This window comes from Pseudomonas rhizozeae (assembly GCF_031583775.1).
In the GTDB taxonomy this organism is placed as follows: Bacteria; Pseudomonadota; Gammaproteobacteria; order Pseudomonadales; family Pseudomonadaceae; genus Aquipseudomonas.
Genome location: NZ_JAVLSB010000003.1, coordinates 15735 through 28274 on the forward strand (window position 1 = coordinate 15735; position 12540 = coordinate 28274).

Annotated in this window: 13 protein-coding genes; 7 read left to right on the forward strand and 6 right to left on the reverse strand. The window is 61.1% G+C overall.

All coding sequences use genetic code 11. From position 1 onward, the window contains the following. The first annotated feature begins 221 nt into the window (after positions 1–221). Both RG836_RS00705 and RG836_RS00710 read left to right on the forward strand, forming a co-directional pair. The gene (locus RG836_RS00705; RefSeq protein ID WP_310842358.1) at positions 222–611 is read left to right on the forward strand and encodes a tautomerase family protein; all 390 of its coding nucleotides are present in this window, start codon (positions 222–224) and stop codon (positions 609–611) included. A 68-nt stretch (positions 612–679) separates the two neighbouring features. Continuing rightward, positions 680–1729: an NAD(P)H-dependent flavin oxidoreductase gene (locus RG836_RS00710; RefSeq protein WP_310842359.1), complete on the forward strand. Its 1050-nt coding sequence runs from the start codon at positions 680–682 to the stop codon at positions 1727–1729. A 2-nt stretch (positions 1730–1731) separates the two neighbouring features. Here the strand turns inward: RG836_RS00710 and RG836_RS00715 are convergent, their stop codons facing one another. Continuing rightward, complete coding sequence (locus tag RG836_RS00715; protein ID WP_310842361.1) at positions 1732–2664, reverse strand: LysR substrate-binding domain-containing protein; 933 nt, start codon at positions 2662–2664, stop codon at positions 1732–1734. A gap of 413 nt (positions 2665–3077) precedes the next feature. Here RG836_RS00715 and RG836_RS00720 point away from each other — a divergent pair, with 413 nt between their 5' ends. Beyond that, positions 3078–3512, forward strand: a complete 435-nt coding sequence (locus RG836_RS00720; RefSeq protein WP_310842363.1) for a GNAT family N-acetyltransferase — start codon at positions 3078–3080, stop codon at positions 3510–3512. 258 nt (positions 3513–3770) lie between these two features. Continuing rightward, positions 3771–4790 (forward strand): ABC transporter substrate-binding protein, encoded by a 1020-nt coding sequence (locus RG836_RS00725; RefSeq protein ID WP_310842364.1) that lies wholly within the window; start codon positions 3771–3773, stop codon positions 4788–4790. 109 nt (positions 4791–4899) lie between these two features. Here the strand turns inward: RG836_RS00725 and RG836_RS00730 are convergent, their stop codons facing one another. Further along, on the reverse strand, positions 4900–5136 hold the full coding sequence (locus RG836_RS00730; protein ID WP_310842365.1) for a DUF2790 domain-containing protein: 237 nt from the start codon (positions 5134–5136) through the stop codon (positions 4900–4902). A 381-nt stretch (positions 5137–5517) separates the two neighbouring features. Between RG836_RS00730 and RG836_RS00735 the strand changes: the two genes are divergently transcribed. Both RG836_RS00735 and RG836_RS00740 read left to right on the forward strand, forming a co-directional pair. Then, positions 5518–6000: a (2Fe-2S)-binding protein gene (locus RG836_RS00735; RefSeq protein ID WP_310842367.1), complete on the forward strand. Its 483-nt coding sequence runs from the start codon at positions 5518–5520 to the stop codon at positions 5998–6000. Continuing rightward, positions 5997–8174, forward strand: a complete 2178-nt coding sequence (locus tag RG836_RS00740) for a xanthine dehydrogenase family protein molybdopterin-binding subunit (protein WP_310842370.1) — start codon at positions 5997–5999, stop codon at positions 8172–8174. The genes RG836_RS00735 and RG836_RS00740 overlap by 4 nt, the downstream gene beginning before the upstream one ends. 2 nt (positions 8175–8176) lie before the next feature. On the opposite strand, the gene RG836_RS00745 is transcribed toward RG836_RS00740, so the two are convergent. The 4 genes from RG836_RS00745 to RG836_RS00760 all read right to left on the reverse strand — a co-directional run bounded on the left by RG836_RS00745 (position 8177) and on the right by RG836_RS00760 (position 11838). Beyond that, positions 8177–8890 (reverse strand): ABC transporter ATP-binding protein, encoded by a 714-nt coding sequence (locus RG836_RS00745; protein WP_310842371.1) that lies wholly within the window; start codon positions 8888–8890, stop codon positions 8177–8179. Positions 8891–8892: 2 nt separating this feature from the next. Further along, complete coding sequence (locus tag RG836_RS00750; RefSeq protein ID WP_310842373.1) at positions 8893–9738, reverse strand: ABC transporter permease; 846 nt, start codon at positions 9736–9738, stop codon at positions 8893–8895. Between the two features lie 78 nt (positions 9739–9816). Further along, the gene (locus RG836_RS00755) at positions 9817–10803 is read right to left on the reverse strand and encodes an aliphatic sulfonate ABC transporter substrate-binding protein (protein WP_310842375.1); all 987 of its coding nucleotides are present in this window, start codon (positions 10801–10803) and stop codon (positions 9817–9819) included. Between the two features lie 60 nt (positions 10804–10863). After that, positions 10864–11838: an aliphatic sulfonate ABC transporter substrate-binding protein gene (locus RG836_RS00760; protein WP_310842376.1), complete on the reverse strand. Its 975-nt coding sequence runs from the start codon at positions 11836–11838 to the stop codon at positions 10864–10866. A gap of 220 nt (positions 11839–12058) precedes the next feature. Here RG836_RS00760 and RG836_RS00765 point away from each other — a divergent pair, with 220 nt between their 5' ends. Further along, positions 12059–12274: a TOBE domain-containing protein gene (locus RG836_RS00765; protein WP_003173733.1), complete on the forward strand. Its 216-nt coding sequence runs from the start codon at positions 12059–12061 to the stop codon at positions 12272–12274. Positions 12275–12540 lie beyond the last annotated feature (266 nt).

Here is a 12540-nt window from a genome sequence, read left to right on the forward strand (position 1 = left end):
AGAGGGGCGTTGTTGTGCGAAGTAAAGCGGTGGTGGTGCTGCACGGGCGTGCCACCGTCGTTCTTCGCAATTTACCGATCGTGGCAACGGGTTATGCCGGCGCCCCGTGGTCGGGCCGGATTACGTGTCGACACCGGTCGACATGTGATCCTTTTTTCTTTGCCGCGGACGCTATTCTGAATAGTTGCCGCTGCGTGCTTCCATCACCGAGGTGAGCCGATATGCCGCTGCTAAAGTTCGACATCATTCAGGGCCGCAACGACGAGCAACTTCAAGGCCTGCTGGACGCCAGCCATCGCGCGATGGTCGAGGCGTTCGACGTCCCCGACAGCGATCGCTACCAGAGCGTTTCGCAACATCGCCCTAACGAACTGGTGCTGCACGACACCGGCCTCGGTTACTCTCGCAGCGCCAGTGTGGTGTTGCTGACGGTCGTGTCGCGACCGCGCACCGAGGCGCAGAAAACCATGTTCTACCGTTTGCTGGCCGAGAAGCTGCATGCGGAGTGCGGGATCTGCGCGGATGACTTGATCGTGTCGCTGGTGGAAAACAGCGATGCCGACTGGTCGTTCGGGCGCGGCCGCGCGCAATTTCTGACCGGCGAGCTGTGAGCTTGCCGGCATTTCATTGAGGCGGGGCGCATCCAGCGCTGGCCGCGAGTTTATTGTCAGGTGAAGCCATGTCCAGTCCACTGCTGTCGCTGTTGAACATCGAACTGCCGATCATCCAGTCGCCCATGGTCGGTGTGTCCACGCCCAAACTGGCGGCGGCGGTCTCGAATGCCGGCGGGCTAGGCTCCATCGGCATCGGTGCGAGCAACGCCGAGCAGGCGCGAGCGATGATTCGCGAGACGGCGGCGCTGACTGACAAGCCCTTCAACGTCAACCTGTTCTGCCATCAACCGGCCGTGACCGATGCCGCGCGAGAAGCCGAGTGGCTGAAATTCCTCACGCCGTTTTTTGCCGAGTTCGACGCACAGCCGCCAGCGGCGTTGCGCGAGATCTACACCTCATTCGTCGAGGACGCGGAGTCGCTGCAAGTGCTGCTGGAAGAAAAACCGGCGGTGGTGAGCTTCCATTTCGGCTTACCGCCGCAACGGGCGATCAACGCGTTGAAGGGCGCCGGGATCATCCTCCTGTGCTCGGTGACTAACCTGGCCGAGGCGCAACAGGCCGAGCAGGCCGGGGTGCATGCGCTGGTCGCCCAAGGCTTTGAAGCCGGTGGTCATCGCGGGGTGTTCGACCCGGCGCAGGACAACGAAATGGGCACCTTCGCTCTGGTGCGGGTACTCAGCGAAGCCTGCCAACTGCCGGTAATTGCCGCCGGCGGGATCATGGACGGCGCCGGCATCCGCGCCGTGATGCAACTGGGCGCCAGCGCCGCGCAGTTGGGCACGGCGTTCATTCTGTGCCCGGAATCCTTGGCCAACGCCGCTTACCGCGAGGCCTTGAAAGGCCCGCGCGCGCACCAGACCGAAGTCACCAGCCTGATCTCCGGGCGCGCGGCGCGGGGCATGGTGAATCGCAACTTCCGCGACTTCGGCATCGGCCGCGCGGCGCTGCCGGATTACCCGATTGCCTACGACGCCAACAAGGCTTTGAACGCCGCCGCTGCCACCAAAGGCAATACCGACTTCGCCGTGCAATGGGCCGGGCAGGGTGCGCCGCTGGCGCGTGAGCTGCCGGCAGCGGCGTTGATCAAATTGCTGGCGGCGGAACTGACGTCCTGACGTCAGGCTTCAGTGGTCTCGGCACTGTCGGTCGTCGCGGGCAGTGGCTCCGGGCCGGTCAGAATCACGCGAAAGGTTTCCACCAACGGCCGTAGATTCACCCGATGCCACGCCGCCCAGAGTGGCATGGTGAAACTCAGCCACGGCAACTCGCGGAATACTACGCCGGGATAGGTGATCTGGTTCAGGCTCTTCTGGGTCATGGCGATGCCCAGGCCTGCCGCGACCAGGCCAAGCGCCGTGTAGGGTTCGGTGGCTTCCATGCGGATCTGCGGGGTGAACCCGGCACGGATGCACGCGGCAATAAATTGCGCATGGTGATCTTTGGCCAGGCTGCATTTGACCCCGATCCAGTCCTGGTCCTCCAGGTCCGCGGGCAGCAACCGTTCGACGCTGGCCAGCGGATGGTTAAGCGGCAGGGCCAATAGCATGGGGTCTTCCAGCAACTGGCAATGGTCCAGATCCGGGTCATCGGTGGCCGGTGGCTCGCTGACCAGCGCCACATCGAGGCTGCGCTGGCGCAGGCCTTCCAGTTGCTCGGCAGACGTCATGTTGTACAGCGCCACATGCACGCCGGGGCGCACTTCGCGCACAGCGCTCAATGCGGCAGGCAGGATATTGGCGTGCATGGCGTTTTCGATATAGCCGATGCACAACCCGCCTTCTTCGCCACGGCCCAAGCGTTTGCCCAAGGATTCCAGGCGATTGGCGTGGGTCAGCAGCGCGCGGGCCTCGCTGAGAAACGTGCGGCCATCGGTGGTCAGCCGAATCCGCTGCTGACTGCGCTCAAACAGCGTCAGGCCCAGGCGTTCTTCGAGCTGGGCAATCTGCCGGCTCAACGGCGATTGGGAAATATGCAGGCGCTCCGACGCCCGACCGACGTGTTCCTCTTCAGCGACGACCACGAAATAACGGAGTTGGCGGAGATCGATCATCTGATGCTCGTAAGGTCTCAAGTGGCTGGCATTATGTCGCCCACGGACTTAAATCGCTAGCGTGATATCGCCTTCCGGATGCACGCACATCTAAAGGTGGGAGCCTGCTCGCGAAGGCATTGATTCAGCCACTGATGTTTACCTGACCCAACGCCATCGCTGGCAAGCCAGCTCCCACAGGTTGCTGTGGTGTTCATAAGCGCTGCATTCACCGCCATTCCGGTGGGATTTGGCTTCAGTGACTCAGACTCTGCGAACACCTGAGAACCTGTGGAGCTGGCTCGCCAGCGATAGCGGCGGCCCTGCCGAAGAATTTTTCGTGAGTGTGCACAAATCCCGGTGGAAGCTGGCTTGCCGCTCCATCACCCGCTTCTGCTAGCCTGCCAAACCTACCTTCACTATAGGCCCGCCGCATGTTCACCGTCCGTGTGATGACCCTCGACGATTACCCATCCGTGTTTGAAATGATGCGCAGCACACCCGGGGTGTCGGTGCGTGACGCCGATTCGGTCGAGGCCACCGCCCGTTATCTGGCGCGCAACCCGGGCCTGAGTTTCGTCGCCGAAGTCGACGGCCTGCTCTGCGGCTGTGTCATGTCGGGACACGACGGCCGCCGCGGTTACTTACAGCATCTGCTGGTGCTTCCCGAGTTTCGTCGGCGCGGCATCGCTCAGGCATTGGTCGAGCGTTGCCTGGCGAGCCTCGAACAATTGGGCATCCACAAATGCCACCTCGATGTGTTCAAGACCAACCTGGCCGCCGCTGACTATTGGCGCAGCCAAGGCTGGCAGTTGCGTACTGACATTGATCGCTATTCGTTCACCCGCTTCGGCAATGACAATGCCTGACGGCTGCCAATTGGGTGAAGGCTCCGCAGCCCAGTGTGGTAGCGAGCCTGCTCGCGAAAGCGTCGATTCACGCAATGAAAGTATCAAGGCTGACGGCCCCTTCGCGAGCAGGCTCGCTCTCACCGCGATTATGTTTTTATGATCTAAAATTACAATTATTAATTCTTTTAGGTTCTTAACTGGAAAGCGCAGAATCGGCCGCTGCGTTCCGTGTCACTCGGTCGTTTCCCTTTGTCTTTCCACCACTAAGAGGTCCTTATGGCAACTCCCTTCAAGCGTTCCGCGTTGACAGTGCTCGCCGCTTCGCTGGCCGCAGCCGGCGTCTTGTTCAGCCCCGGCGCGCACGCCGAAGGCAAGATCAGCATCGCCCAGCAGTTTGGCATTGGTTATCTGATCCTCGATGTGGTGCGCGATCAGCAATTGATCGAGAAGCAGGGCAAGGCCCAGGGCCTGGACATCAAGGTGGAGTGGAACAGCATCTCCGGCGCCACGGCGATGAACGAATCGCTGCTGGCGGGGGCGCTGGACGTGGTGTCGGCCGGCGTGCCGCCGATGCTGACCATCTGGGACCGCACCAAAGGCAAGCAGAACGTCAAGGCCATCGCCTCCCTCGGCTCGATGCCCAACTATTTGCTGACCAACAATCCCAACGTGAAAACCCTCAAGGACTTCACCGAGAAGGACCGCATCGCGGTACCAGCGGCGGGCGTGGGTTTCCAGTCGCGGACCTTGCAGATCGAGACCGCCAAGCAATTCGGGAACGAGCACTATAAGAAGTTCGACGACATCTCCATCAGCCTCGCGCACCCGGACGCCACCTCGGCATTGATTGCCGGCGGTTCGGAAATCAACGCGCACTTCTCCAGCCCGCCGTTCCAGTATCAGGAATTGCAGAATCCCAACGTGCATAAAGTGCTGAGTTCGTATGACGTGCTCGGCGGCCAGGCGACGTTCAACGTGCTGTACACCACCGAAAAATTCCACGACGAAAACCCCAAGACCTACAAAGCGTTCTACGACGCCCTGGCTGAAGCCGAGAAGATCATCAAGGCCGACAAGGCCGCCGCCGCGCAGACCTACATCCGCGTCGAGCAGTCGAAACTGCCGCTGCCACTGGTAGAGAAAATCGTCGCCGACCCTGAAATCGACTTCACCATCGTGCCGCAGCGCACCTTCATTTACGCCGAGAAATTGCAGGAATTGGGCGTGCTGAAGAACAAAGCGGCGAGCTGGAAAGACTACTTCTTCGAAGAAGCGCATGGCGGTTCGGGTAGCTGACCAACTCTACGCCACCGCATAACCCTGTGGGAGCGAGCTTGCTGCGGGCAGCTCGCTCCTATTTAGGGCTGATTGGTCATGGTGTTTTTGCAGTCGGTAGAAAGATGTATCAGCCGCCCTGATTGATGCACTGGCCGAATTTCTGGTAGTCCAGCACCTGTTGCGCACCGCTGGAATCCAAGTAGGTCAGCTTGGCGTTAACGATGCCGCAGGTGCCATTGCCGTCGTCGACGATCGACAGCACTTTCTGGATATCGGGCTTGTGTTGCACGTCGGCATGGGCCGACACAGCAACAACGTTGAGCAGGGCGAAGAAGCTGGCGGCGATCAGTTTGTTCCAGTTCATGGTGGTGTCCTCAGGGTTAGAAAGTGGCCGAGGCGTGTGGCCTCGATGGGTGCCATTTAAACGGCCTGAGGTATCTGGCTTGTGTGGAAAGAAAGGCGTTTTAGACCGGCAATGTGTCTGTAGCGGCGCTGGATACACTTTGACAAGAAACAGACTATCCAGCGGCGGGCGCGAGCGGTTTCCCCCCGCCTGCAGCGATTGTTAAGTTTTGCTTCAAAGCCCATGCAGAAAACTTCGATAGTCCCCGCAGGGCTTGCTGTTCGGGCCTGTCAGGGCAGCGGTAACCTCATGTAATCATTTTCCGATTCGGGCGCCGTGGGCAAAGCTCGGGGGCACTCCTAGGATGCACCGGTAACAACCTGGCCTGATGAGGAAGTCCCGATGCACAGTCTGAAAATTAATGGTGTCGTCCACGAGGTCGACGTCGACGATGACACGCCGCTGCTGTGGGTGCTGCGCGACATGCTCGGCATGACCGGCACCAAGTTCGGCTGTGGCATGGCGCTGTGCGGCGCCTGTACGGTGCACATGAACGGGACGCCGATTCGCTCGTGCATGATGCCGGTCAGTGCCCTCGCGGCGGCCGATATCACGACTATCGAAGCAATCGCTGAAACCGCCGCGGGCAAGCGCATCCAGGAAGCCTGGCTGGCCCACGAAGTGGTGCAATGCGGTTACTGCCAATCGGGGCAGATCATGTCGGCGACCGCGTTGCTGGCCAGTAACCCCAACCCGGACGATCAAGCCATCGACGCGGCGATGGCCGGCAACATTTGCCGCTGCGGCACTTATGTAAGGGTGCGCGAGGCCATCAAGATCGCCGCCGGCCATCCCACTTTTGTGAACGTGGGGGCCAACTCATGAAGGCCGGCCAATTCCCTCAAGAGTCCACAGCGGCTGGCGTCAGCCGCCGGGGTTTCCTCAAGGCCGGCGCTGCGCTGGGCGGTGGCCTGGTGATCAGTTTCAGCCTGCCGGTGCTGATGCGCGACGCGCTGGCGGCAGACCAGACCTTCGCGCCGAACGCCTATGTGCGCATCGACCATCAAGGCAGGGTGTTCCTGACCATCCAGCCAGTGGAAATGGGCCAGGGCACCTACACCTCAATGCCAGCGCTGATCGCCGAAGAGCTCGAGGTCGGCCTCGATCAAGTGGTCATCGAACACGCCCCGGCGGATGACAAACGCTATGCCAACCCGATGCTCAAGTTTCAGGTCACCGGTGGTTCGACCTCGGTGCCGGGTAACTGGAAACCGCTGCGCGAAGCCGGCGCCGCCGCGCGTATTTTGCTGGTGAGCGCAGCGGCCAAACAGTGGGGGGTGCCGGTCGAGAGTTGCACGGCGGAGCGCGGCAAGGTGCTGCACGTTTTCAGCGGTCGACAACTGGGTTATGGCGAGTTGGTGGACGCCGCCGCGCAGTTGCCGTTCCCCACCAGCATCCCGCTGAAAAGCCCCAGCGACTTCAAATTGATTGGCACTCCGGCCAAGCGCACGGATTCGCCGGGCAAGGTCAACGGCACGGCGAAGTTCGGCATCGATGTGCAACCTGAAGGCCTGAAAGTCGCGGCGATCATGCTCTGCCCGATCAAGGGCGGGACCCTGGCGTCCGTAGACCCGGCGCCCGCCCTGGCGCTGAAGAATGTCCACCAAGTGCTGCGCACCGAAAATTCGGTGGCGGTGGTCGCCGACCATATGGGTGCCGCGCGCAAAGGCCTGGCGCTGCTGCAGGTGCAGTGGAATCCCGGCGCCAACGCCCAGGTGAGCAGCGCCGGGATGCTGGAAAACATCAGGGCGGCGTCGCTGGCAACCGGTGTCGAGGTGCGCAACGTCGGCGATGTCAAAGCCGCGCAGGCCAAAGCGGCGAAAACCGTCGAGGCGATTTACCAGGTGCCGTTTCTCGCCCACGCCTGCCTCGAACCGGTGAACTGCACCGTGCATGTGCGCAAGGACGGCTGCGATTTGTGGCTTGGCAGCCAGGTACCGGCGCGGGCCAAAGCCATGGCCGCGCAACTTACCGGCTTGCCGGAAGATGCAGTAGTGGTCCACAACCATTTGATCGGCGGCGGTTTCGGCCGGCGCCTGGAAGTCGATTTTGTGTCGGATGCGGTGAAACTCGCCAAACAGGTGAATTTCCCGCTCAAGGTGATTTGGTCGCGGGAAGAAGACACGCGCCAGAGCACCTTGCGGCCGTTTCACTACAACCACCTCAGCGCCGCGTTGGATGATAAGGGCCGCCCCGTGGCCTGGACGCACAAGGTCACCGGCGGTTCGATCCTCGCGCGCTGGGCGCCGGCGGCGTTTGTCAATGGCATCGACCGCGATGCGATCCGCGATGCGGCAGGTCCTTACGCTTTTCCCAATATCAACGTGCAATACGTGCGGCACGAGCCGCCGACCGGGATCGTCCCGGCGTTCTGGCGCGGGGTCGGGCATACGCAGAACGGCTTTATGGTCGAAGGCCTGGTCGACGAGTTGGCCCAGCTCAACCAGGCCGATCCGTTCGAGTACCGTTATCCGTTGCTGGAGCAGCACCCGCGAGCGCGCAAGGTGCTGGAACTGCTGCGGGAGAAATCCGCCTGGACTTCACCGCTGCCACCCGGTCGAGGCCGTGGTCTGGCGCTGACCCATTGCTTCAGCACCTACGCCGCGCAGGTGGCGGAGGTCAGTGTCAATGAGCGCGGCGAAGTGACGGTGCACAAGGTCACCACCGTGGTCGACTGCGGCATCGCGATCAATCCCGACAGCGTGGTCGCGCAGATCCAGGGCGGTACGGTGTTCGGCTTGAGCGCGGCGTTGTTCGGCAACATCACCTTCAAGGATGGCCAGGTCGAGCAGGCCAATTTCGACAGCTACCGGGTGCTGCGGATCAATGAAATCCCGCAAATCGAGACCCACCGCATCGACAGCGGCGAGTCACCGGGCGGCCTCGGCGAAGTGTCGACCGTGACCATCGCCCCGGCGGTGGTCAATGCGATTTTCGCCGCCACCGGCAAGCGCTTGCGGACCTTGCCGGTGGACCCGGCGCTGTTGGCCAAGGCCTGAGTCTAGATCACATGCGCCTGTTGCAGCTCGGTCAGGGCTTCGGCCTTGAGCCGGGCCAGCAGCGGGTCGCGTCGATCACGGGGATGCGCCAGTTGCACCGCCAGTGCCTGGCGGATGCTGCTCGGCCGGTTGTCCATCACCAGCACCCGATCGCTGAGGTACAGCGCTTCGTCGACATCGTGGGTCACCAGCAATAACGCAATGGCGTGGTGCTCGGCCAATTGCAGCAGCAGGTCTTGCAGCTTCATGCGGGTGAAGGCGTCGACCGCGCTGAAGGGTTCATCCAGTAGCAGCACTTGCGGTCGCGAATACAGGCCTCGGGCAATCGCCACGCGCTGCGCCATGCCGCCGGACAAGGCTTTCGGCAGCGCCTGGGCAAACCCGCTGAGGCCGACCTCCTCGATCAGTTGCGTGACCCAGGCTTTGTCGTAGTCGCGGTCATCGCTGAAGCCGATGTTCTGTTCCACGGTCAGCCACGGCATCAGGCGCGGTTCCTGAAACACGAACGCCACTTGCGCGGCGCCCCGTCGCAGCTCGCCCTGGAAGTCGGTTTCCAGGCCGGCGACGATCCGCAGCAGGGTGCTTTTGCCGCAACCGCTGGGCCCGAGCAGGCTCACCGCTTCCCGGGGTTGCAGGTGCAGGTTGATGTTTTTCAGCACCGTGGTGCTGGCGAAGGATTTGCGATCGACGCGGATGTTTAGCAGGGCTTCACTCATGTTCAATCCTCAGCGCCTTGGCCGTTGAAAGTGTCGCGCCAGGTCAGGAAGCGTTTTTCCAGGGCCGCGAGCACGCCGTCGCTGAGTTTGCCGAGCACCGCGAGTACGATGATCGCCGCCAGCACGATGTCCGGGCGCGAGGTTTCGCGACCGTCGCTGAGCAAATAACCAAGGCCTTTGGTTGCGGCGATCAGTTCGGCGGCCACCAGGAACATCCAGGCCAGGCTCATGCCGCTGCGCAACCCGGTGAACAGGCCGGGCAGGGCGGCGGGCAGCAGAATGCGGCGCACCAGGCGGCGCCGATTGAAACCGTACATTTGCCCGACTTCCACCAGTTTGCGGTCGATGTCGCGAATCGCCGCGACGCCGTTGAGGTACACCGGAAAGAACGCGCCGATAGCAATCAGGACAATCTTCGAGGTCTCGTCGATGCCCAGCCACAGCAGCAACAATGGCACCCAGGCCAGGCTCGGAATCGAACGCAAACCGGCGAAGGTCGGTTCCAGATAAGCCTCAGCTTCGCGGCTGAGGCCGACCCACGCGGCGAAGAACAACGCCAGGCTGGCGCCAATCGCAAAGCCCAGCAACACCCGCAGCAGGCTGGCGCTGATGTGCTTCCACAACGCACCTTCGGCCAGGTCAGTGAGGGTCACCGCGATCTCGCTCGGCGCTGGCATCTGGTACGACGGCAGCCAGCCGATGCGCACGATGAATTCCAGCAGCAGGATGATCAGGATCGGCAGGGCCAGACCCTTGAGGCGGGTCCGCCAGGCAGGGTTGACCGACGCCGTGCGGGTTGCCTGGGCCAAGGTCAGGTTGGCCGGCAGGTCTTTACTTTTGCTGGTCATAAAAAGATTTCCAACGGCAGGTCGCCGTGATCACGTCGACGCCGCACCGAGGCGCGGCGTCGACGACGGTCGTTCGGCTTACTGGCCGGCCACGGTTTGCTTGGCGTCGGTGACGATCAATTGATCGATCACCTGATCGACGTTGACGCCGCGGCGCACCAGTTCCTCGGAGACCAGGATCGGCGCCGCAGCCTTCGAAGCGATCACGTCCTTGGCGGTCAGTTGCGGGCTCGCCAGGTCAGTGCGTGACAGTTGCAGCTTGGCCACGTCCAGCGGCAGGCCGGATTCGGTGGCCAGCAGCTTGGCCAGTTCATCAGGGTTTTTCACGGCCCATTGGCGCGCTTGTTCATACGCGCCGAGCACGGTCTTGATGGTTTCCGGGTGTTCCTTGGCGTAGGTCTCGGTAACGCTGACCACGCCGTAGCTGTTGAAATCAGTGTTGCGGTACAGCAGGCGCGAACCGGCCTGCACCTGGCTGGCAGCCATGTGCGGGTCGAGGCCAGCCCAGGCGTCGACGTCACCTTTCTCCAGCGCGGTGCGACCATCTGGGTGCTGCAAGTGCACCAGCTCGACATCGTCCTTGCTCAGCCCGGCCTTTTGCAGGCTGCGCAGGGTGAACAGGTACGGGTCGGTGCCTTTGGTGGCGGCGATCTTCTTGCCCTTGAGGTCGGCGACGGTCTGGAACGGCGAATCCTTGCGTACTACCAGCGCGGTCCATTCGGCGCGGCTGTAGACGTACACCGATTTGATCGGGCTGCCATTGGCCCGGCTCAACACCGCCGCGAGGCTGGCCGATGAGGCGAAGTCGACGCCACCGCTGTTGAGGTATTCCAGCGAACGGTTACTGCCCTGGCTCAGCACCCAGCCGACCTTGGTCTGCGGCAGGGCTTTTTCGAGAAAGCCGAAATGCTTGAGCACCAGGCTTACCGGTGAGTAATAGGCGTAGTCCAGATTGACCTCGGCCGGCGGCTTCTCGGCGGCGTGCGCCAGTGGTTGCAGGCTCAGCGCGAGGGCGCAGGCGCCGAGCAGGGACTTGGCCAAGGAAAAACGTGAAAGGGCTTTCATGAAAGGGCTCCAGACAAGGCGATGGAAAGTCATGTTTTGAGGGCGAAAGTGAATGCGGACTCAGGGCTTCCAGATCTCGACATCGCTGGCATCCACCGCTTTGGGCAACAGGCCGGCGGCGAGGAAGGCATCGGCGATTTTTTGCTGTTCGCCCAATTGATCAGCTTTTACTGGCTGCACCTTGTAGCTGCGATGGGTGTTGGCGGCTTCGACGGTGGCTGCATCCAGGTTGCCCCACAACGGCCCGAGAATTTTTGCCGCGTCGGCTGGGTTGTGATTGATCCACTCGCCAGCCTGGTGCAGTTGCGCGTACACCAGTTTCAGCACTTCAGGATGGGCTTTGGCGTAGGAGGTGCTGGTCAGGTAATAGCGTTTGTAACTGGCCAGGCCGGTGCCATCGGCCAGGATGCGCGTCGGCAATTGGCGTTGCACGCCGGTGAGGAAGGGTTCCCAGGTGACCCAGGCGTCGACCTTATTGTTCTCGACCGCTGCGCGACCGTCGGCGGGTGACAGGTACGCCGGTTCGATATCGGAGAACTTGAGGCCAGCCTTTTGCAGCGCGGCGATCAACAGGTAATGCGCCCCGGCGGCTTTGGTCACCGCGACTTTCTTGCCTTTCAGATCTGCCAATTGTTGCAGCGGCGAATCCTTGCGAACGACGATCGCCTGGGCTGAAGGCGAAGGCGCCTCCTCGGCAAAGTAGGTGAGTTTGGCTTGGGCGGCCTGGGCGAAAATCGGCACGGTATCGGCCACGTCGGCACTGATATCGACATTGCCGACATTCAGCGCTTCGAGCAGCGGCAAGCCGCTGGAGAACTCATGCCAAGTGACGTCGATGTCTTTTGCCGCCAGGGTTTTCTCCAGCGTGCCTTGGGTTTTCAGCAGGGTAATCAGGGTCGAAGATTTCTGGTAGCCGATGCGCACCGTGTCCCGAGCTTGGGCCGGCAGCGCAATGCTGAGGGTCAGCGCCACGGCCAGACTGGCAAGGGCGGGCAGGCGGAAGCGTGTGGAGCGTTTCTTGTTGGCATGGCGCATGGTGGTCTCGACAGTCAAGGAATGAGAAAGACTGTCGGCTAGCTTATGGTTCTAAAAATCAATCTATAAAGAATTTTTTAGCATTAGCTTAGGAGTGATTTTATATTCGATTAAGAAATAAACATGTAGTTATTTATTTCTTTTATTGTTGTTCGAGAAGGTGCATGTTGAAGGCCTGCACAGTGGTGCACCTCATTGACTACAGACAGGAAGCCTCTACATGACTATCAAAGCGATCAACGTGCGGAACCAGTTCAAAGGCGTGATCAAGGAAATTCTGCTTGGAGAAGTCGTTTCTGAGATCGATGTGCAAACCGCTTCCGGGATTGTTACTTCTGTGATCACTACCCGTTCGGTGCGGGATCTGGAATTGAAGGTGGGCAGTGAAGTGATTGCGTTTGTTAAGTCGACGGAAGTGTCGATTGCCAAGCTTTGATTTTTAGATCTGGCGTGATTGTCGAACTACGCGATTGAGGTGGGAGCGAGCGTGCTCCGGGCGGCGTTGCGACGAAGGCGCCGAACCTGCTGACGAATTTCTCGAAAACACCATAGACCCTGTGGGAGCTTGGCTTGCCAGCGATGGCTATGCTTTAGGCGCTAGATTTTTTGCAGGTGTACATATCCATTCCCTCTGTGATGGCTGATATAGGTTCCGCTCTTACAGCGGGTCACTTTGAAAAGCCCAAAGTAACCAAAGGCTTC